The 20,462-nt window shown below is 68.8% G+C and carries 16 protein-coding genes; 13 read left to right on the top strand and 3 right to left on the bottom strand.

The genetic code is table 11. The annotated features are described in order from the left end of the window. The first annotated feature begins 14 nt into the window (after positions 1–14). Complete coding sequence (locus tag H1Q64_RS32235) at positions 15–2,792, top strand: ATP-binding protein (RefSeq protein ID WP_237908186.1); 2,778 nt, start codon at positions 15–17, stop codon at positions 2,790–2,792. Between the two features lie 257 nt (positions 2,793–3,049). On the opposite strand, the gene H1Q64_RS32230 is transcribed toward H1Q64_RS32235, so the two are convergent. Beyond that, on the bottom strand, positions 3,050–5,593 hold the full coding sequence (locus tag H1Q64_RS32230; protein ID WP_237907889.1) for an HWE histidine kinase domain-containing protein: 2,544 nt from the start codon (positions 5,591–5,593) through the stop codon (positions 3,050–3,052). A gap of 501 nt (positions 5,594–6,094) precedes the next feature. Between H1Q64_RS32230 and pyk the strand changes: the two genes are divergently transcribed. The 10 genes from pyk to H1Q64_RS32180 all read left to right on the top strand — a co-directional run bounded on the left by pyk (position 6,095) and on the right by H1Q64_RS32180 (position 17,655). Beyond that, positions 6,095–7,621, top strand: coding sequence for a pyruvate kinase (gene pyk, locus H1Q64_RS32225; protein WP_237907888.1), 1,527 nt, complete (start codon positions 6,095–6,097; stop codon positions 7,619–7,621). Between the two features lie 66 nt (positions 7,622–7,687). Then, the gene (gene pflA / locus H1Q64_RS32220; RefSeq protein ID WP_237907887.1) at positions 7,688–8,467 is read left to right on the top strand and encodes a pyruvate formate-lyase-activating protein; all 780 of its coding nucleotides are present in this window, start codon (positions 7,688–7,690) and stop codon (positions 8,465–8,467) included. A gap of 28 nt (positions 8,468–8,495) precedes the next feature. Then, positions 8,496–9,410 (top strand): formate/nitrite transporter family protein, encoded by a 915-nt coding sequence (locus H1Q64_RS32215; protein ID WP_237907886.1) that lies wholly within the window; start codon positions 8,496–8,498, stop codon positions 9,408–9,410. A 134-nt stretch (positions 9,411–9,544) separates the two neighbouring features. Then, positions 9,545–10,492: a DMT family transporter gene (locus H1Q64_RS32210; protein ID WP_237907885.1), complete on the top strand. Its 948-nt coding sequence runs from the start codon at positions 9,545–9,547 to the stop codon at positions 10,490–10,492. 73 nt (positions 10,493–10,565) lie between these two features. Next, complete coding sequence (locus tag H1Q64_RS32205) at positions 10,566–11,324, top strand: GntR family transcriptional regulator (protein WP_237907884.1); 759 nt, start codon at positions 10,566–10,568, stop codon at positions 11,322–11,324. Positions 11,325–11,753: 429 nt separating this feature from the next. Beyond that, positions 11,754–12,740, top strand: coding sequence for a TRAP transporter substrate-binding protein (locus tag H1Q64_RS32200; RefSeq protein ID WP_237907883.1), 987 nt, complete (start codon positions 11,754–11,756; stop codon positions 12,738–12,740). Between the two features lie 63 nt (positions 12,741–12,803). After that, entirely contained in the window at positions 12,804–13,343 is a 540-nt protein-coding gene (locus H1Q64_RS32195) for a TRAP transporter small permease (RefSeq protein WP_237907882.1), read from the top strand. Next, positions 13,334–14,617 (top strand): TRAP transporter large permease, encoded by a 1,284-nt coding sequence (locus H1Q64_RS32190; RefSeq protein ID WP_237907881.1) that lies wholly within the window; start codon positions 13,334–13,336, stop codon positions 14,615–14,617. The genes H1Q64_RS32195 and H1Q64_RS32190 overlap by 10 nt, the downstream gene beginning before the upstream one ends. A 78-nt stretch (positions 14,618–14,695) precedes the next feature. Further along, positions 14,696–15,373: a TerC family protein gene (locus tag H1Q64_RS32185; RefSeq protein ID WP_237907880.1), complete on the top strand. Its 678-nt coding sequence runs from the start codon at positions 14,696–14,698 to the stop codon at positions 15,371–15,373. Between the two features lie 83 nt (positions 15,374–15,456). Beyond that, positions 15,457–17,655, top strand: coding sequence for a methyl-accepting chemotaxis protein (locus tag H1Q64_RS32180; protein WP_237907879.1), 2,199 nt, complete (start codon positions 15,457–15,459; stop codon positions 17,653–17,655). Positions 17,656–17,703: 48 nt separating this feature from the next. On the opposite strand, the gene H1Q64_RS32175 is transcribed toward H1Q64_RS32180, so the two are convergent. Then, positions 17,704–17,907, bottom strand: coding sequence for a hypothetical protein (locus H1Q64_RS32175; RefSeq protein ID WP_014199687.1), 204 nt, complete (start codon positions 17,905–17,907; stop codon positions 17,704–17,706). A gap of 192 nt (positions 17,908–18,099) precedes the next feature. On the opposite strand from H1Q64_RS32175, the gene H1Q64_RS32170 reads away from it, so the two are divergent. Further along, a complete protein-coding gene (locus H1Q64_RS32170) occupies positions 18,100–19,143 on the top strand; it encodes a DUF2863 family protein (RefSeq protein WP_237907878.1) in 1,044 nt (347 codons plus the stop codon). A gap of 129 nt (positions 19,144–19,272) precedes the next feature. Next, positions 19,273–19,596: a hypothetical protein gene (locus tag H1Q64_RS32165; RefSeq protein ID WP_014199685.1), complete on the top strand. Its 324-nt coding sequence runs from the start codon at positions 19,273–19,275 to the stop codon at positions 19,594–19,596. 75 nt (positions 19,597–19,671) lie between these two features. Here the strand turns inward: H1Q64_RS32165 and H1Q64_RS32160 are convergent, their stop codons facing one another. Continuing rightward, positions 19,672–20,280: a cold-shock protein gene (locus H1Q64_RS32160; protein ID WP_237907877.1), complete on the bottom strand. Its 609-nt coding sequence runs from the start codon at positions 20,278–20,280 to the stop codon at positions 19,672–19,674. Between the last annotated feature and the right edge of the window lie 182 nt (positions 20,281–20,462).

The following is a 20,462-nucleotide window of genomic DNA, read 5'->3' as shown; positions in this document are numbered from 1 at the left end:
GGTCGATCGTGTCCATGGTCCGCTGGCTTCTGCTGCTCGTTTTCACCCTGGCCCCGCTGATCGGGTACGAGGTCTATTCCCACGCCCGGCTGCGGGCGGAACGGGAGGCCGAGATCGGACAGGAGGCGCTGCGCCTGCTCGACCTGATCCAGACCGAGCAGCAGCGGATCATCGGCGACGTCGAACACATCCTCGTCACGCTGGCGGAGGCGGACATAGCCGGCCCAACCTGCCAGGAGACCATGGAACGGCTGAGGCTGCGCCTGCCGAGCTACCTGACGCTGGGCTTTGCGAACCGGTCCGGCGCCGTCCTGTGCGCCACCGACCGGCAAAGTCTGGGGACCGGCGTCGGCGACCGCTCCGAGGTTCGGCAAGCCATGTCCACCGGCCTGTTCTCGGTGGGGGAGTATGTCGTCGCGGAGGGGTTGGGCCGCCACGTCCTGCCCTTCGCCCTGCCCTACACGCGCAGCGGCCCGGCAGCGGGTGACTCCGCCCCGGCGATCGTCACCGCCCAGCTCGACCTCGACTGGCTGCGGCAGTATCAGGCCCGCAAGCCTCTCCCGCCGAACGCGACGATCCTGCTGGCCGACCGCGCCGGCACCATCATCGTGCGCGTACCGGAAATGCCGGAGCTGATCGGCCAGACGCTCCCCGAACGGTTCGGCCTGCTTCTGAATGGCCATGAAACGGCAACCGCGTTGACCAAGGGAATGGACGGGGTGCTGCGCATCGCCGCCTATTCCCCGCCCAGCGCGAACGGCAGCGGAATCGCCATCGCCGTCGGCATCGACCGCGCCGCCGTGCTGCGCGCCGTCGACCTTGCCGCACTGCGCTCCTGGATACCCTTCTCTGCCATCCTCCTGCTCTCCCTGATCGCGACCGCCTGGGGTATCGGGCGCCTGACCCGGCTCCGGGAAACCGAACGGTCCCTGCTCAAGGCCGTGCTGGAGCATCTCCCTTCCGGCGTCGTGGTGGCCGAGGCGCCGTCCGGCCGCGTCCTCCTGCACAACAGCGCGGCGGAACGGTTGATCGGCCAGCCATTGGACGGGATCGCCCGCACCGAGGACTACCCCCGCCCCTTCACGCGCATCCCGGACGGCCCGCCTGACAAGTCGCCGGATGGTTCGCCGGAACTCCCGCTGGTCCGCGCCCTGCGCGACGGCACGGTGGTGAAACAGGAGGAACTCCGCCGCGACACCCCCACCGGTCCCGTCACATGTCTGGCCGACGCCGAGCCGGTGCGCGACCCCGACGGCTGCATCACCCTGGCCGTCGTCACCCTGACCGACATTTCCGAGCGCAAGGCCAGCGAGGAGGCCCTGCGGCGGAGCGAAACCCGCTTTCGCGAACTGGTCGAGAACACCCCGGTGATGATGTGGGTCAACCGCCCCGACGGCGCGCGGGAATTCTACAACGCCGCATGGCGGGCCTACACCGGGCGTGGGATGGAACAGGACGAACGCTGGTCGCATATCCACCCCGCCGATCATCCCATGATGCGCAGCGTCCGCGAGCGCGCCATCGCCGCGGGGGAGTCCTACGGCTTCGACCTGCGGATGCGGCGTCATGACGGGGCCTACCGCTGGCACGTCTGCCAGATCAACCCGATGCGCCAGAACGGTCAGGTCATCGCCTGGGTCGGCACCGCGGTGGACGTGCACGACAGCCGGATGGCCCGCGAGGCGGCGGAGCAGGCCGACCGCTCCAAAAGCCGATTCCTGGCCGCCGCCAGCCATGATCTGCGCCAGCCCATGCAGTCCATGTTCTTCTTCGCCGAAGCGCTGCACAGCCACGTCCATTCCCCGCGCGGGCGCGACGCCCTGGCGATGCTGGAGCGCGGGATGGAGACGCTGAAGGGCCTGCTCGACAGCCTGCTCGACGTCTCGCAACTCGACGCCGGAGTGATCGAGCCGCGGATCGAGGACATTCCCGTCAAGCCGCTGCTCGACGACATCGGGTCCGCCTATGCCCCGGTCGCCGCCGCCAAGGGGCTGGACCTTCAGGTGGTCAACCACCACGACCTGACCGTGCGCAGCGACCGCAACCTGCTGGGGCGCATGGTCCGCAATCTGGTGGAAAACGCCATCCGCTACACCGAGCGCGGGGTGATCCGCCTGGAATGCCACCCTCTGGACGGCCACGCCGGCATCCAGGTGCGCGACACCGGGATCGGCATCTCCAGCGAGCAGATGTCCTGGATCTTCGAAGAGTTCTATCAGGTCGGCAACCCCGAGCGGGACCGCAACCAGGGGCTCGGCCTCGGCCTCGCCATCGTGCAGAAGCTGTCGGCCCTGCTCGGCCACCCGGTGGAGGTGCGCTCCGAACTCGGCAAGGGGTCGGTGTTCCGCATCTCCGTGCCGCTCGGCGACGCCACGGAGAGCCCGGCCCCGGCTCTCCCGGCCCGCGAGCCGGAGCGCGGGCGGCTGGCCGTCCTGATCGACGACGACGCCATCGTCCTGATGGGGCTGCGCTCGATCTTCCAGGACTGGGGCTACGACACCATCGTCGCCTCATCCACCGAGGAGGCGCTGAACCGCCTGCGGGCGGCGGGGCGGCGGCCCGACGTGATGGTCGCCGACTACCGTCTGCGCGAGCACAAGGTGGGCACTGAGGCCATCCTGAGGATCCGCGAACTGGCCGGGGTGCCGGTCCCCGCCGTCCTGCTGACCGGTGATTCCGGCCCCGACGTGATGCAGGAGGCCGAACGGCACGGGATCGGCGTGATGTTCAAGCCGGTCACCGCCCGCCTGCTCCAGGAGGCCCTGACCCGCCAGACCGGCACCGCCGCGTGAGGACTCGACCCGGTTGACCGTCTGGGCGCGGCAACCGGGGAGGGTGTTGCCTGTTGGATGACAACAGATTTTACACGGATTTCGCGGATTCAGGCACGGATGGCACGGATTGTTTAATATTGGCCTGCTCAGGAAGCTCTGTTCGAGAAGCCAACACCGGGCAAGCATCAAAGAAAATCCGTGTCATCCGTGTTCAGATCTGTGAAATCCGTGAAGACCCTGTTGCCCCCGAGAATCCCGAACTCCGGCGAGACGCGCTACAGCCCCCGCACCGTCTGGAGCCCCCGCCGCACCTGCTCCGAATCATAGGGCTTGCGCAGGACCAGCACGTCGCGGAACTCCTCCGGGAAGATCGCGGACTCGCCATAGCCGGTGGCGAACAGGAAGGGGATGCCCAGCTCGCGCAGCCGCTCCGCCACCGGGAAGGAGGTCTCGGTTCCCAGATTGACGTCGAGAAGCGCCATGCCCGGCGGATCGTCGGCGATGGCGACCAGAGCTTGGCGGACGCTTGCCACCGTCTCCACCCGCTCGGCGCCCAGCTTCAGCAGCATGTCCTCCGCGCTCATCGCGATGATCATGTTGTCTTCCAGCAGCAGCACCGTCCCGCCCAGCGGAATGTCCGCCGCCGCGCAGGGTGTCACCGCCGCTTCGATCGCCGCCGCCGGGCGTTCAGGCGCCAAGCTGACGTGGATGGCCGGTATGGTGAAGCGCGCCTTCAGCCCGGCCAGGGCGTAGGTCACCGTCGCCTCGCCCTTCAGCTCGTGCGGGATCGAACGCTCGATGATGGTGGTGCCGAAGCCCTGGCGCGTCGGCGCCTGCACCGGCGGGCCGCCGCTTTCCTCCCAGCAGAGTTCCAGCGCGTCCCGGTCGTCCAGGCTCCAATGGACCTTCACCCGGCCGCCGCTGTCGGCGAAGGCGCCGTATTTGGCGGCGTTGGTCACCAGCTCGTGCATGATCAGCGCCATCACGGACAGGGCCGGCGGCGACAGCAGCACCTCCGGCCCCGACAGGACCACTCGCTCCGCCCGATGGCCCAGATAGGCGTCAACCTCCGCCGCGATCAGGGGGCGCAAGGGGGACGGCTTCCAATTCTCCGCCGTCAGCTGGTCGTGCGCCCGCGCCAGCGCCTGGATGCGCCCGCCGACGATCTCCGCGAACTCCTCGACACGGGTGACCCCGGCCCGGCTCTGGGCCAGCAGCGCGCGGACGAGGCTGAGGATGTTGCGGACCCGGTGGTTCAACTCGGCGATCAGCAGCTCCTGCCGCTCGCGGGCTGTCCGGCGCTCCTCCTCCGCCTGGTCGGCCAGCCGCAGCACCACCTCCATCAGCGTGATCCGCAGGGAGTCGGCGATGCGCAGGTCGGCCTCCGACCAGGGTTCCGACTGGCCGTGCACCGTCTCCTTCCACGCCTCGAAGCTCTTGCGCGGGGTCAGCCGCTGCCCGTTGGGGCCGGCTTCCACGGGCTTGTCCGGGTTGCCGGCCCAAGTGACGGTGCGGACCGACTCCTTGCGGAAGAAGATGATGTAGTCGCGCGGCTTGCGCGATACCGGGATGGCCAGCATGCCGGCGGCGCGCTCGGCGAAGTCCACGCCGGGCTGGTGGACCTGCCCGATCTCAATGGTGGCGAAAACGCGGCTGGCGTGCGTGCGGTTGAGCATGCGCACCAGCCCGAGCAGTTCCTCCGGCGTTGGGGTGCTGCCGTCCACAAGGGTCTGGCCGCCCAGCACGATGGCGAAGCCGTCACTGCGGATGTAGTGGCCGACCTCGCCGCGCAACCGCTCCAGATTCTCCATGGAGGTGGCGCCATCGGCCATCACCGCCATGATGCGGGTGTGGAGCAGGTGCGCCTTGGCCTCGTAGGCCTCTTCGCGGTCGCGTTCGACGCCCTCCAGAAGAAAGGAAAACATCTGGCCATACAGCTCCGCCGCCGTGCGCCGCTCCAGCGACAGCCGACGCGGCACCATGTTGTGGCAGGCGAACAGGCCCCACAGCTTGCCGCGGCGCAGGATCGACACCGACAGCGAGGCCGCGACGCCCATGTTGCGCAGATACTCGCAATGGATGGGCGACACGCTGCGCAGGACGCTCATCGACAGGTCGAGCGGTTCGCCCTCCGGTCCGACCGGCGGCAGGATGGCGGCGGGCGGGGCGTCCACGTCGTTGATGCAGCGCAGCCAGTTCCGCTCGTACAGCGCGCGGGCCTGTTTCGGGATGTCCGAGGCCGGGTAGCGCAGCCCCAGATAGGAGGGCATGCCGCGCACCGCGGATTCCGCGATCACCTCGCCCGCGCCGTCACGGCCGAAGCGGTAGATCATCACCCGGTCGAAGCCGGTCAGCGACCGCAACTGCCGCGCCGCTTCCCGGCAGCAGGCGTCGAAGTCGGCGGTGCGCTGGAGCCGTCCGATCATCGCGCGGACCATGGAGCCAACGTCCAGCTCGCCATCCGGCTCGCTCGGCTCCGCCTCGATGATGATCGACTGCCCGGACAGATGGACCGCGATGTCCAGCGGCAGCGCGTTGGCCGACAGCTTCAGGCGGAAGGCACGCTCCACCGATCCGTTGATGAGGGAGAGCTGGAGCCGTCCGCGGATGGCGTGCAGCGCTTCCTCCTCCATCACCCCGGTCAGGGGAAGCCCCAGCAGAGCGTCGGGCTCCACCCCCAGCCACGCCCCGATGTTGGACGAAGCGTGCTTGACGATCCAATCCGTCGACAGCGCGATCAGGAATCCGCTTGGTTGGATGGACCCGACGAGATGGATCGGCTCCCGGTCGCAATTGCTCAAGTCTACGCCACCGTTCATAGCCGCACCGCCCGCGTCATTCAGCCACCATCGTCATTGTTCCGGCGTTCCTCAAATTTGTCCCATGCATCCGGATGGACCGATGATTTGCCGATCCCTTGGCTTAATCCATGCCAACACACCGAAGCGGTCTTAAAGCACGTCGTGTCGGTAAAATAATCCAAAATCGAAGGGGGTCCAATACCATCCCCCTCGGCAAAAAGCCCTACACGCCGGTCGATCCATTGGGCGGGGGCGCCTGCGGCATTTTGGCCGAAAGGCCGCTTTGCCCGGCGGAACGGGCTTGCCTTTCAATCTGATATACTAGTATTTTATTTTGCGAAGGACAGACGCGCAGCCCGGCCGGCCCAAGCCCGCCCGTGCCGCGAGCGCATCCCCGAGAACCGCACCGACCGCCGCGCGCCGCTCCCGTCACGCCGGCCCTGGCGCGGCGGTCTTACCGATGAACGCCCGCGCGCCGCGCCCACTATCCCCGCCCTCTTTTGCGGAGCCCGTTTCGATATGACCGCCCCCACCTCCCCGATCCGCCGCTTCCGGCAGACGAAGATCGTCGCCACGCTGGGTCCGTCCTCCTCCTCGCCGGAGATGATCCGCTCGCTGTTCGAGGCGGGCGTGGACGTCTTCCGCCTGAACTTCAGCCACGGCTCGCACGACGACCACGGCGCCCGCGTGCGCGCCATCCGCGCCCTGGAGCGTGAGCTGGAGCGGCCTATCGCCATCATGGCCGACCTCCAGGGGCCGAAGCTGCGGCTCGGCCGCTTCACCGCCGGTTCGGTGGAGCTGACGGTGGGCCAACCCTTCCGCCTCGACCTCTCCGCCGAGCCGGGCGACGCCACCCGCGTCGGCATGCCCCACCCGGAGATCTTCGCCGCCCTGCGCCCCGACACCGACCTGCTGCTGGACGACGGCAAGGTGCGGCTGCGCATCGTCGCCTGCAGCCCGGACCACGCCGACACCGTCGTCGTGGCCGGAACGAAGCTGTCCGACCGCAAGGGCGTGAACGTGCCCGACGTTCTGCTGCCGCTGTCGCCGTTGACCGCCAAGGACCGCGCCGACCTCGTCTTCGCGCTCGACCAGGAGGTCGACTGGGTGGCGCTGTCCTTCGTGCAGCGTCCCGAGGACGTGGCGGAGGCGCGCAAGCTGATCGCCGGACGCGCTGCCCTGATGTCCAAGCTGGAGAAACCGCTGGCCATCCAGCATCTGGAACGCATTGTCGAGCTGTCGGACGGTGTGATGGTCGCCCGCGGCGACCTTGGCGTGGAAATGCCGCCGGAGGACGTGCCGAGCATCCAGAAGCGGATCATCCGCGAGGCGCGCAAGGCCGGCAAACCGGTGATCGTCGCCACCCAGATGCTCGAATCGATGATCGGCGCCCCGGCCCCGACCCGCGCCGAGGCGTCGGACGTCGCCACCGCCGTCTTCGACGGCGCCGACGCGGTGATGCTGTCGGCGGAGACCGCCTCGGGCGCCTACCCGGTGGAGGCGGTGTCGATGATGGACCGCATCGCCCGCCGGGTCGAGCATGACGACCTCTACCGCACGATGATGGACGCTCAGCACGCCGACCCGCAGGAGACGGCTGCCGACGCCATCACCGCGGCGGCGCGGCAGGTCGCCCACACCATCCACGCGGCGGCCATCGTCACCTACACCACCAGCGGCTCCACCACCCTGCGCGCCGCCCGCGAGCGCCCGGAGGTGCCGATCCTCTGCCTGACCGCGACCGTCGCCGCCTCGCGCCGTCTGGTGCTGGCCTACGGCGTGCACAGCGTGCTGACCGAGGACATCCAGAACTTCTCCGACATGGTGCACAAGGCGACCCGCATCGCCTACGCCCACGGTCTGGCGGAGGACGGGCAGCGTCTGGTCATCACCGCGGGCGTGCCCTTCGGCATGCCGGGCTCGACCAACATCCTGCGCATCGCCTGGGTGGAGCGCCCCGTTCTTCCCGCTGGCGGATACACGCAAAGCGCGCAGGAGGCCCGGTCAGATCAATTGACCCCGGTCATGGCCGACGCCGGGGCCTGACATAGGATGGCACACAGCGCCGGTGCCGCATGAAGCGGACACCGGCGCCCATTCACGAGGTGCCTCATGCTCAGCCCGATTACCCCCCAACCCGCACACGCCGCCGGGACGGGCGCATCGGTCCGCGGCTGGGTCCATTCGGTGGAGACGGGCGGCACGGTCGATGGGCCGGGTTTGCGCTACGTCCTGTTCCTGGCCGGATGCCCGTTGCGCTGCCAGTACTGCCACAACCCCGACACCCGCCACATGCACGACGGGTCGCCGGCCCAGTCCTCGGACGTGCTGGCCGACATCGCCACCTACGCCGATTTCCTGCACCGCGCCCATGGCGGCCTGACCATCAGCGGCGGCGAGCCGCTGGTCCAGCCGGAATTCTGCGCGGCCATCTACCGCGGCGCCAAGCAGCTCGGCCTGCACACCGCGCTGGACACCTCGGGCTTCCTCGGCAGCCACGCCGACGACCACCTGCTGGCCGACGTCGATCTGGTGCTGCTGGACATCAAGGCGTTCAAGGAGGCCACCTACCGCGCCGTCACCGGCGTGCCGCTGCGCCCGACCCTGGAATTCGCCGAGCGGCTGTCCGCGATGCGCAAGCCGATCTGGCTGCGCTACGTGCTGGTTCCCGGCCTGACCGACCATCTCGACGAGATCGAGGGCTTGGCGGAATTCGCCGCCGGCCTGGAGGTGGTCGAGCGGGTGGACGTCCTGCCCTTCCACAAGATGGGCGAGTTCAAATGGAAGCAGCTCGGCCTGCCCTACGCGCTGGCCAACACCGAGCCTCCCCCGCCGGAGCTGACCGAGCGGGTGCGCGGCATCTTCCGGACGCAGGGCCTCAAGGCCGTGTGAGACGCCGTCCGAGACGAGGAGCACCTTTATGGACACGCATTCCCTTCCGGAGGCCGCCGCACACGCCTCCCCCGCCGCCTCCCCCGCAACCCCGCCCGCGTCCTCTCTCGACGCGCTGATGCCCGACGCCATCGCGCTCGCGGCGGAGAATCTGGGCGTCAAGAAGGCCAACTACGACGGTGCGACGCTGTTCGCCCTCGCCGTCCTGGCCGGCGCCTTCATCGCGCTGGGCGGGCTGTTCGCCACCGTCGCCATGTCGGGTGCGGAGGGCATGCTGCCCTACGGGGTGACCCGGCTGCTCGGCGGGCTGGTCTTCTCACTGGGGCTGATCCTGGTCATCGTGGGCGGCGCCCAGCTGTTCACGGGCGACGCGCTGATGGTCATGGCCTGGGCCAGCGGGCGGGTGAAGACCGGGCGGATGCTCCAGGTCTGGACGACGGTGTGGATCGGCAACTTCGTCGGCGCCGCCGGCACGGCGCTGCTGGTCTTCCTGTCCGGGCAGTACGCCTTCGGCCACGGGGCGGTGGGCGCCTCGGCGCTCTACTTCGCCACGGCCAAGGCCGGGCTGCCCGCCGGGCAGGCCTTCTTCCTGGGCATCCTGTGCAACGTGCTGGTCTGCCTGGCGGTGTGGCTGGCGCTCGGCGCGCGCAGCGTGACCGACAAGATCATGGCGATCGTCTTCCCGGTCAGCGCCTTCGTCGCCGCAGGCTTCGAGCACTGCGTCGCCAACATGTATTTCGTGCCGCTGGGCCTGCTGATCGAATGGGGCGCCCCCGCCTCCTTCTGGGCCGACCTGGGCCGCGCCGCACCAGTGATCCCGGTCGGGCAGTTCCTGCTGAACCTCGCCGCGGTGACGCTGGGCAACTGGTTCGGCGGCGCGGTGCTGGTCGGCGCCGTCTACTGGTTCATCTACCGCCGCCCGAGCCGCCGCACGGCGCATTGAAGGCAGACGTTTTGCCCCCACCCTAACCCTCCCCCGCTGACGCAGGGGAGGGGACCATTCTCCCTCCCCTGCGTCAGCGGGGGAGGGCCGGGGTGGGGGTAAGGTCAACCCATTCCCTCACCCGCAGGGCAACCATGGCCCAACCCATCCCCAGCCATCTCCAGGCGCGCAGCGGCATCGTCTCCATGCTGCTGGCGGTGTTCCTCTACGCGGTGCTGAACGCCCTGGCGAAGCACCTCGCAGCGGACTACCCGCTGGCCGAGGTGACCTTCTTCCGCAACGCTTTCGCCCTGCTGCCCGCCACCGCCATGCTGGCCCGCGCCGGCGGCTGGCGCGGCCTGCGGACGGAGCATCTCGGCGGCCATTTCTGGCGGGCGGCGATCGGCCTGACCTCGATGGTCCTGCTGTTCCTGTCCTATCACCTGATGCCGATGGCCGACGCGGTGGCGCTGTCCTTCTCCGCCCCGCTGTTCCTGACCGCGCTGTCCGTGCCGGTGCTGGGGGAACGGGTCGGCCCCTACCGTTGGGGGGCGGTGGCGGTGGGTTTCGCCGGGGTTCTGGTCATCGTGCAGCCGGGAAGCGGCATGCTGAACACCGGCGCGCTGGTCGGGCTGAGCGCCGCCGTCGCCTACGCCTTCGCCATGATGGCGATGCGGCAGTTGGGAAGGACGGAGGCGCCGGTCACCACCGTCTTCTACTTCACCGCCTTCTCCACGCTGCTCAGCGCCTTCGCCCTGCCCTTCGTCTGGACGATGCCGACGGCGGAGGGCTTCGCGCTGATGGCAGCGATGGGGCTGGTCGGTGGCGGCGCCCAGTATTTCGCCACCCGCGCCTACGCGCTGGCCCCGGCGGCGGTCATCAGCCCGTTCAACTACGCCGGAATCCTCTGGGCCTGCCTGTTCGGATGGCTGTTCTGGGGCGACTGGCCGGGAACCCATGTGCTGGCCGGGGCCGCCATCGTCATCGCCAGCGGCCTGCTGATCCTGATCCGCGAGACGCGCCGCCGGGCGGGGGCGGAGACGTGCGACACTTCGCCCGGGGTGCCCCACACTTTGCCATTCAGCACCGGGCGCAAACACTAATATATTAGCTTTCACACGTTCACCGGGGCGCCGGCCCACGCCCGCGCGACCCGCCTGTCTGACGAGGTGGCTCATGCCATCGGACACACTCACCGCCGCCCCGCCGCGACAGCGCCGGCTCGCCACGGTCCGGCCCGCGCCGCGCTCCGCCTCTCCCATCTACCGCGACCTGCGGAACGATATCCTGGGGATGCGCCGACGACCCGGCGAACCCATTGCCGAGGCCCGCATCGCCGCGGCCTACGGCGTCAGCCGCACCCCCGTGCACGAGGCGGTGCTGCGGCTGGCCGACGAGGGGCTGATCGACGTCTTCCCGCAATCGGGCACCTATGTGTCCCTGATCCCGGTCGCCGCCCTGCCGGAGGCCGGGGTGATCCGCAAGGCGCTGGAGGAGGCCACCGTGCGGATGGCCGCCATCCGCGCCACCGCCGGTGACATCGCCCAGCTGCGCGCGGCACTGGAGGAGCAACGCGACCTCTGCGCCGCCTGCGACCGCGACGGCTTCCACGAGGCCGACGAGAGCTTCCACGCCCTGCTCGCCGAGATCGCGGGATTTCCCGGCTTCTGGGCGCTGGTGGAGCAGGTGAAGGTGCAGGTCGACCGCTGCCGGCGCCTGACCCTGCCCGTGCCCGGCCAGATGGCCAAAGTCATCGCCGAACACGACGCTATCGTGGAGGCCATCGCCGCCCACGACCGCGAGGCCAGCGTCGAGGCGCTCGGCGCCCATCTCGACGGATTGCGGCTTGCCATCGACGATTTGCGCGCCGCCGCACCGCTTTACTTCACCGACGCGCCCACCGCCGCGGGGCGGCAAACCCCGCCCCGGCTTTAATCCCCATCCGGCTTGCGACATTTTGGCGTCACGCTTTCCGGCCTCCGTTTTGCGCTTGCCTTGAAAGCTGATATATTAATATAACTAGCGCAGCGGGATGTGGCACGGGCTTGAACAACCGACGCCGCCCGCTCACCGGACAACACTAGGGCAGCCGCGCGGAAGAACGCCGCGGGCGCTTCGGAACAAAGGACAAGAACAGCCCAGCTTTACCCCCGTCGGCACGCGCCGATGGCGCCGGGATTTTGCGCCTTCATCCCCTTCGGGATTATTTTTTGCCTCCGCTTTCGCAGCGCTGTTATTCGAAGCGCGCAGCCGAACAGCCGGGGCTTCTTCCGAACGCTGGAACTATTCGTTTTTCCATTTTCGGCGGGCCGACACCCCGCCTCCGCTCCAACAGGCACTTCTCCTAAGGCAGGAGTACGGTCCATGAAGAATACTTTCCGTCGCCTCGGCATGGCGCTGCTGGCCGCCTGCGCCGCGGGCGCGCTGCTCGCCGCCCCGGTGTCGGCCCGCGACTTCCGGTCGGCCGACATCCACCCCGGCGACTACCCGACCGTCGAGGCGGTCAAATACATGGGCAAGCTGCTGAGCGAACGCAGCAACGGCAAGCTCGGCGTGAAGGTCTACCCGAACGGCGCGCTGGGCAACGAGCGCGACACGATCGAGCAGATCAAGATCGGCGGCCTCGACATGATGCGCATCAATGTCGCGCCGCTGAACAACGTCGTGCCGGAGACGATGGTCGTCGCCCTCCCCTTCATCTTCCGCGATACCGACCACATGCACACCGTGCTGGACGGCCCGATCGGCGACGAGATCCTCGCCGCCATGGAAAGCCAGGGGCTGATCGGTTTGGCCTTCTACGACAGCGGCTCGCGCTCGCTCTATTCCAAGAAGCCGGTGTCGTCGCTGGCCGACCTGAAGGGCATGAAGATCCGCGTCCAGCAGTCGGACCTGTTCGTGTCGATGATCGAGGCGCTGGGCGCCAACCCGACGCCGATGCCGATGGGCGAGGTCTACACCGGCCTGAAGACCGGCATCGTCGACGCGGCGGAGAACAACTACCCGTCCTACGAATCCTCGCGCCACTTCGAGGCGGCCAAGTACTTCACCCGCACCGAGCACGCGATGGCGCCGGAGGTGCTGGTCTTCTCCAAGGTCACCTGGGACCGCCTGTCGAAGGACGACCAGGCCGCCATCCGCAAGGCCGCCAAGGATTCCGTCCCCTACATGCGCAAGCTGTGGACGGAGCGTGAGGAGGCCTCCCGCGCCATCGTCGAGAAGGCCGGTTCCCAGATCAGCGACGTGAAGAACAAGCAGGAATTCATCGACGCGATGAAGCCCGTGTTCGCCAAGTTCGCGAACACGCCGAAGCTGCAGGGCCTCGTCCAACGCATCCAGGATACGAAGTAAGGCACGCGGTCACGGTGCCGGCCATTCCCGGCCGGCGCCGCGACCCGCGGGAAGGACGGCATCATGAGCATCGAACTTGAATTGGAAGAGGTCCGCCCCCTCGCCGCCCCACGCTTGTTGACGCGGGTGAACGCGCGTCTGGCATGGTCGGGGATGTGCGTGGCGATGGTCGGCCTGATGGCCATCGTCTGTGTGGTGTTCTATCAGGTCTTCGGCCGCTACGTGCTGAACGACTCGCCGACCTGGGCGGAGAGCCTGGCCATCGTGCTGGTCCTCTACGTCACCCTCATCGGCGCCGCCGTCGGGGTGCGCGACGCCGGCCACATCGGCCTGGAATCCTTCCTCGTCATGCTGCCCGACGTCATCCGCCGCAAGGTCGAGATCGTCATCTACGCCCTCGTCGGCGTCTTCGGCGCCTGCATGGCCTACAACGGCTGGGTCCTCGGCACCTCCGTCGCCGCCTACTACATCCCCAACCTGCACGTCTCCGAAGCCGTCCGCTACATCCCGCTCGTTCTCTCCGGCGTCCTGATCGTGCTCTTCGCCATCGAACACGTCGTCGCCATCATCCGCGGCGAGGAGGTCGCACCATCATGGAACTGACCATTCTCGCCGTCACCTTCTTCGGCTTCCTCGTCCTGGGCATCCCGGTCGCCTTCGCCATCGGCCTGTCGGCGCTGTGCACCATCCTCTACGAGGGCCTCCCCGTCGCCGTCATCTTCCAGCAGATGATGTCCGGCATGAACGTCTTCTCCTTCCTCGCCATCCCCTTCTTCGTCTTCTCCGGCGAGCTGATGCTCCACGGCGGCGTCGCCGACAAGATCGTCGCCACCGCCAAGAACATGGTCGGCCACATCCGCGGCGGCCTCGGCATGTCCAACGTCGTCGCCTGCACCCTGTTCGGCGGCGTCGCCGGCTCCCCCGTCGCCGACGTCTCGGCCATGGGTGCGGTGATGATCCCGATGATGAAGCGCGAAGGCTACCACGCCGACTACGCCGTCAACGTCACCACCCACGCCGCCCTGGTCGGCGCGCTGATGCCGACCAGCCACAACATGATCATCTACGCGCTGGCCGCCGGCGGCAAAGCCTCCATCGGCGCGCTGATCGCGGCGGGCATCGTCCCCGCCCTGCTGCTGATGGTCTGCAACCTGGGGGCGGCCTACTACGTCGCGGTCAAGCGCGGCTACCCCGCCGGCACCTTCCCCGGCTGGGCCATCCTGGGCCGCTCCTTCGCCGCCGCCGCTCCCGGCCTGCTCATCGTCGTGATCATCCTGGCCGGCATCACCTCGGGCGTCTTCACCGCCACCGAGTCCGCCTCCATCGCGGTGATCTACGCCCTGCTGCTCACCACCTTCGTCTACCGCACGCTGACCTGGGACCATTTCCTGGCCGCCGCCGCCAAGACGGTCAAGACGACCGGCGTGGTCCTGCTGCTGATCGGCGTCTCCACGATGTTCCAGTACATCATGGGCCTCTATCAGGTGGCCGAGATCACCGGCGAGCTGATGGCCGGCATCTCGACCAACCCGCTGGTCATCTTCCTGCTGATCAACATCATCCTGTTCCTGCTCGGCACCTTCATGGACATGGCGAGCACGATCCTGATCTGCACGCCGATCTTCCTGCCCATCGCCATGCAGTACGGCATGGACCCGGTGCAGTTCGGCATCGTCATGCTGATCAACTGCGCGCTCGGCCTCAACACCCCGCCCGTCGGCACCACCCAGTTCATCGGCTGCGCCATCGGCGAGGTCTCCGTCGGCGAGGTCATGCGCTCCATCACACCCTTCTACGGCGCCCTCTTCGTCACCCTCCTCCTCGTCACCTACGTTCCCACCTTCTCACTCTGGCTCCCCCACCTCCTCATGCGCTGACCGGGCGCCCCAACCGCACAGCAAGGATACCGCGGGGCGCTCCGATCAACGGGCGCCCCGCTGCAATGGAGACGAATCATGATGACCGCCGAACTCTGGCCGCAACTCGTCGCTTTCGGGCAGGTGGTCGCCATCGACCTTGTTCTGGCCGGCGACAACGCCATCGTGGTCGGCATGGCCGCCGCCGCCGTTCCCGCGGAGCAGCGGCGCCGGGTCATCCTGTGGGGCATCAGCGCGGCCATCGTGCTGCGTATCATCTTCGCGCTGATGACCACGCAGCTTCTCGCCATCATCGGGCTGACTCTGGCCGGCGGCGTGCTTCTGCTCTGGGTCTGCTGGAAGATGTTCCGCGAACTGCGCTCCCAGGGCGCCGACGAAATCACGCCGGAAGAGGCGCTGAACGCCCCCGACGTCCTGCCCGGAACCGCCTCCATCAACAACAACACGGCCGTCGCCGCCGTGGGGGCGGCGACCGTGGGCGCCGCCGTCTGGCAGATCGTGGTGGCCGATGTGTCGATGTCGCTTGACAATGTGCTGGCTGTGGCCGGTGCTGCCAAGGAGCATCCGACCGTGCTTGTGCTCGGCCTGCTGCTCTCGGTGGCGTTGATGGGCGCCGCCGCGAACGTAATTGCACGTGTTCTGCACAAACATCGCTGGATTGGTTGGATCGGTCTTGCGATCATCACTTATGTTGCGCTCGACATGGTCTGGCGGGGCTCGAACGAGGTTCTGGCCCACACGGCCTGGCTCGGCTGACGGGAAGAAAGGGATAAGGCCTGCCGCGGACGGCGTGCGGCGGGGCCAACGAGAAGCAAGACCGCCGTTGGGGAAGAGATGACATGTCCAAACCGTTAGAAATTGCCCAGGATAAGGCGGTGCGTCCAAGCCGGCTGGGGGGCGTTCAGGGGCGCCTGTTCACCGGCGTCGGCGCCGTGATGTGCTGCACGCTCGTCGCCATCGGGGTGGCGCTGACCGGATACGCCGGCTTCGGCCGGACGCTGCAGGTCATCACCGCGGAGGCCGTGCCGTCCGCGCTCGGCGCCCTGCGGGCGGCCCAGCACGCGGGCCGCATCGACGCGCTGGCCCCCGCCTTCCGCTCCGTCACCAGCAAGGAGGAGAAGGCGGATCTCGCGGCGCGCATCGCCATGGAGCGGCACGACTTCGAACGCGAGCTGCGCGATCTGGCCGACCTGGAGCAGAACAGCGCCAACGCCGCGTCCCACGCCGGCAATCCGTCCGAAACAGCCGCCGCCAGCAGCGCCGCCCAGGCCCTGCTCGCCAACGTCACGCTGCTCGATCAGGCGGCGGACAAGCGGATCGGGCTGAGCGACCGCCGCTCCGAACTGCTGGAGCAGGTGGTCATCGCCACGCGGCGCCTGTCGCAGCTCGTGGCGCCCTGGAAATCGATCCACGGCAGCGGCGTGGACATGCAGCGCGCCGCCTTCCGGGACGACACCCGCCCGGCGGAGGAGCGACTGAAGGCCGGCGAGGAGTATCTCCAGACCGAGGAGCAGCTCGCCATCGTCCGCGGCATCGACGACGGCGCCACCACCGTCCGCGGCCTGCTGACCGAAGCCGCCGCCAGCTCCGACGAGAACCGGCTGTCGATCATCGAGGCGCAGACGCGCATCCTCGTCACCACGATGACCGCCAACTCCGGACAGTTGCCCGAAGCCTCGCGCGAGGCGATGGCCGAACCGCTGAAGGCGATCGAAACCCTCTCGATCGAGCCGAACGGGCTGATTCCCACCCGGCTGGCCGAGCTGGAGATTCTGAAGGCGCAGCGGGACCTGCTGACCAACAACCTGAGCCTGTCCGAAACGCTGTCCATGGCAGTCGTGAACCTCGTGCACACGCAGGAGGGCGCCATCACCACCGCCGCAGAGGACAGCGAGAAGGCCTTGTCCAACGGCACGATCCTTCAGATCGGGGTCGGCGTGGTCAGCCTGCTGCTGTCGGCGCTGGTCGTTCTGGTCTTCGTACGCCGCATGGTGGTGCGCCGCCTGCTCACCCTCCAGGGCGGGATGGAGCGCATCGCCGCCGGCGACCTCGACGTGACGGTTCCGTCCGGCGGCCGCGACGAGATCTCCGCCATGGCCCGCACGGTGGAGGTCTTCCGCGAGAACGCCCTCGCCAAGCGCCGGCTGGAGGCCGAGCAGATCGAATCCGCCCGCCGCGCCGAGGAGGACCGCAAGCGCTCGCTGGAGGAGATCGCCAGCAGCTTCGAGGGGGCCGTCGGCAGCGTGGTCAGCCGCTTCGTGGCGGAATCCACCGAAATGGAGGAAAGCGCCCGCAGCATGTCGGCCACGGCGGAGGAGACCAACCGTCTCGCCACCAGCGTCGCCGCCGCGACCGAGCAGACCTCGGCCAACGTGGAGACGGTCGCCGCCGCGTCGGAGCAGCTCACCAGCTCCATCGAGGAGATCACCCGCCAGATCACCGAATCCACCAACATCGTCCGCGAGGCGATGACGCTGGCCGAGCGCGCCAACGGGCAGATCGGCGGCCTTGCGGACTCCGTGCAGAGCATCGGACGCGTCGTCGATCTCATCAACGACATCGCCAGCCAGACCAACCTGCTGGCGCTCAACGCCACCATCGAGGCGGCGCGCGCCGGGGAAGCCGGCAAGGGCTTCGCCGTCGTCGCCAACGAGGTGAAGGCGCTGGCCGCCCAGACCGCCCGCGCCACCGGCGAGATCGCCGCCCAGGCCGCCGGCATCCAGAGTGCCACCGGCGAGGCCGTGCAGGAGATCCAGGCGGTTGTCCAGGTCGTCACCCGCGTCGGCACCATCGGCGCCACCGTCGCCGCGGCGGTGGAGCAGCAGAGCGCGGCCACCAAGGAGATCGCCCGCAACGTCCATCAGGCGGCGCTGGGCACCACCGAGGTGACGCAGACCATCGCCGGCGTCAACGCCGCCGCCGACCGCAGCGGCACCGCCGCCCGCACGCTTCTCGACAAGGCCCACGACCTCGCCGACGGCGCCAACGCGCTCAACCGCGAGCTGTCCGGCTTCCTCCAGCGCGTCCGCGCGAGCTGACGGAAACGCCCTTCCCCGCGGCGGTGCGCGGGGAAGGGCGTCCTTCCTTTATTCCGAAATCACGATCTGGCGTTCGCGCCCACCCTTGCCGACGATCTTCAGCACGCGGCGGCCGCGCTCGTCGCGGCTGGATTCGTCCAGCACGACCCGCCCCAGCGCGGCGAGCAGATGCAGAAGCTCACTGTTCGAGGCCACGCCGAAGCCTTTGCGAAGCTCCGCCAGCAGGACCTCGGTCTCATCGCGCGTCGTCACGGGCCCTGCCCTCCGGCTTTTGATTGCGGGCCCCAGCCTGCCGCAGGACGGGCGCCGCTGTCGAGTGCCCTGAAAGCGCAAGACAACGGCTTGACAGGCGGCTTGCCAGCGCGCCCTCCGGCCACTACGGTCACTGCCCGTATCGTCACCCCCGCGCCCGACGGCGCCGGCGGACCAGTCAGGAGAGGCAGCATGGCAAAGACAGGCAACGGGCGGAACGGCGCGGACAAGCCGGCCACCGGAACCTTCACGGGCACGCCGGCGGACCGCCTGGTCCGCTATTGGCGCAACAGCGACCGCCGCTTCGACGAACTGCTCGACGAGACGCTGGACGCCGGCCGCCAAGCGGTGCTTGAGGCCGCGCTGGACAAGCTGCGCGAGGAGGAGCAGCCGGAGTTTCTGGACGAGGTGGAGACCATCGCCGAATCCGTCCGGCGCACCGACTCCCAGGGCGACGACATGATCGCCACCCTCTTCTGGCTGGCGGTGGAGGTGTCCGGCGACCTGTCGCAACCGCCCGCCGCCGCCGCCATCGAAGAGGCGCTGGATTCCACCGGCCTGCTGGAAACCGCCGCCGACACCCGCCTGCTGCCGGTCTGGCTGGAGCCGGAGGCGCTGGTCTATCTGGAGGCCGCCGACCGCCGCACCCTGCTGCTGCGCCTGCTGGATTCGACCGACGCGGCGCTGCGCTTCGTCCGCGAGGCCGACCTGCTGGCCGATCCGGCGGACGCCGGCACCCGGCTGGTCGGCGTCGTCGGGCTGATCGAGGAGGAGGCGGACGCCGTCGAGGCCGCCGGCGAGGATGCGGTTCCCGATTTCCTCGGTCTGGCCCGCATCGGCGAGGACGGCGAACCCGAACTCGACCCCGCGGAGGAAACCCGCATCCGCGAGGCGCTGACCCGCTTCACCGCGGCCATCCAGGGCGCCGACCCGCGCGTCCAGCGCTGCGAACCGGCCGGCGGGCTGAACGATCTGCTCGACCTGATCGCCGAGGCCGACTGGACGGACGACGGCGAGCTGTCGGAACTCGCGTCCTTCATCGACGTGGCGAGCGACGAGACGGCGGACGCGGTGGTGGACGCGGTGGTGACCAGCACCGCGCATGGCCTGTTCGTCCGCGCCTTCAACGCCGATGGACGGCTGCTGGACGAACGGGCCTTTACCCTGCAGGGCGACGAGGCCGCCCAGGCCGTCGCCCTGCTTCAGCAGCGCTGCCGGAGCGTGACCAAGGAGTAAAAAGAGGCGGTTTCCGGGCGTCTTGTGGCGGGACGCCCCTTCGCCACCCTGTTGTTCGGCGCGGAAATCGGGTACACCCCTATTGGCAACCCGGTTTCCCGTCCCCACCCCAGTCTTGGAGCTTCTTCGATGCGCGACCAGTCACTCTCCATCGCCGAGGCGGCGGCCTGGCTGAAGTGCTCGGAAGCCGAGGTGGAGGAACTTGTGCAGGCGGGCCGGCTGCGCGCCGACCGGATGGAGCCAGCGATCGACCGGATCTCGCTCAACACCGTGATCGTCCTGGCGGAGAGCCTGCCAGTCGAACGCCGCATCTTCGAGGTGCGCGAGGCCGCCGGGCGGATGGACTCCTCCGAATCCCGCGGCCACTATCCGTCCCGCCCCTCCGGCGGCATGGACCAGCGCCCGCCGGTGGTCGTCGAGCGCCGCCCCTCGCGGTCCTTCACGCCCCGCTGATCGCGTCAGCCAAGGTTCCGCTCTGAAGCAGGCGCCGCCGGGCAGAGACCCCGACGGCGCCCGAATCCTGTCGGCTCACACCAGTTCGACGCGCAGCGCGGTCGGGCCGCCGTCGCCCGGCACGGCGACGAAACGCACGTCCTCGCCGTCGGCCACCACTTCCAGCCCGGACTGGCGCAGGATCGCACGGTCGAAATAGACGCCGATTCCCGTCTCGTCGTCCCACGGGTCGATCAGGCCGGACTGGCTGTCCAGATTGTACCAACGCACGGTGCCGTAGATCATCTCACCGGTGGGCACCGGCATCAGGGCCGGGGCCGACCGCTCGCGCCGCGGCTTGGGCTCGCGGATGGCCGCCGGAGCGGCGGGGCGCACGGCCTGGGGGTCGCCGCCCTCCAGCTGGCGCTGGCGGCGCTGCTTCGGCGCGCGGGCCGGCTTGGCCTCCGCCGGGTCGGCGGGGGTGATGGAATGGATGGCCACGACCTGCGGCCCCTTCGGGGTCTCGGCGATGTCGCAGACGAGGCCGGTGCCCTCGGTCAGCGACACCTCGCCCAGCGAGGCGAGAACCCGGGAATGCAGAAACGCCTCACCGCTTCCGTCGGCGAAGCGGACGAAGCCGAAGCCCTTGTCGGCCTTGTACCATTTGACGACCGCCGTAACCTGCTGCTTTTGCTCTTCGCTCACTCTGGACACTCGATGCATGGAGGACAACCGGTCCAACAGTGACCGGATTTGTCGATCCGCGCAATGCGGCATCCGTTCGCCGCCCCCGCAATCGCACTTCGGTTTCACCCTTTCCCACGGGAAAGAGGCGCCCCCAGCCGCCGGCCCAACGGACAGCCACAGCAAAAGAGCGAAAAATTTTA

It is taken from the genome of Azospirillum brasilense, assembly GCF_022023855.1.
GTDB lineage: Bacteria > Pseudomonadota > Alphaproteobacteria > Azospirillales > Azospirillaceae > Azospirillum > Azospirillum brasilense_F.
This window is presented reverse-complemented; position numbering and strand designations above follow the sequence as displayed.

Coding starts and splice junctions, on each gene's coding strand:
- H1Q64_RS32235 (WP_237908186.1), top strand. CDS start 15: ATGGTCCGCTGGCTTCTGCTGCTCGTTTTCACCCTGGCCCCGCTGATC.
- H1Q64_RS32230 (WP_237907889.1), bottom strand. CDS start 5,593: ATGAACGGTGGCGTAGACTTGAGCAATTGCGACCGGGAGCCGATCCAT.
- pyk (WP_237907888.1), top strand. CDS start 6,095: ATGACCGCCCCCACCTCCCCGATCCGCCGCTTCCGGCAGACGAAGATC.
- pflA (WP_237907887.1), top strand. CDS start 7,688: ATGCTCAGCCCGATTACCCCCCAACCCGCACACGCCGCCGGGACGGGC.
- H1Q64_RS32215 (WP_237907886.1), top strand. CDS start 8,496: ATGGACACGCATTCCCTTCCGGAGGCCGCCGCACACGCCTCCCCCGCC.
- H1Q64_RS32210 (WP_237907885.1), top strand. CDS start 9,545: ATGGCCCAACCCATCCCCAGCCATCTCCAGGCGCGCAGCGGCATCGTC.
- H1Q64_RS32205 (WP_237907884.1), top strand. CDS start 10,566: ATGCCATCGGACACACTCACCGCCGCCCCGCCGCGACAGCGCCGGCTC.
- H1Q64_RS32200 (WP_237907883.1), top strand. CDS start 11,754: ATGAAGAATACTTTCCGTCGCCTCGGCATGGCGCTGCTGGCCGCCTGC.
- H1Q64_RS32195 (WP_237907882.1), top strand. CDS start 12,804: ATGAGCATCGAACTTGAATTGGAAGAGGTCCGCCCCCTCGCCGCCCCA.
- H1Q64_RS32190 (WP_237907881.1), top strand. CDS start 13,334: ATGGAACTGACCATTCTCGCCGTCACCTTCTTCGGCTTCCTCGTCCTG.
- H1Q64_RS32185 (WP_237907880.1), top strand. CDS start 14,696: ATGATGACCGCCGAACTCTGGCCGCAACTCGTCGCTTTCGGGCAGGTG.
- H1Q64_RS32180 (WP_237907879.1), top strand. CDS start 15,457: ATGTCCAAACCGTTAGAAATTGCCCAGGATAAGGCGGTGCGTCCAAGC.
- H1Q64_RS32170 (WP_237907878.1), top strand. CDS start 18,100: ATGGCAAAGACAGGCAACGGGCGGAACGGCGCGGACAAGCCGGCCACC.
- H1Q64_RS32165 (WP_014199685.1), top strand. CDS start 19,273: ATGCGCGACCAGTCACTCTCCATCGCCGAGGCGGCGGCCTGGCTGAAG.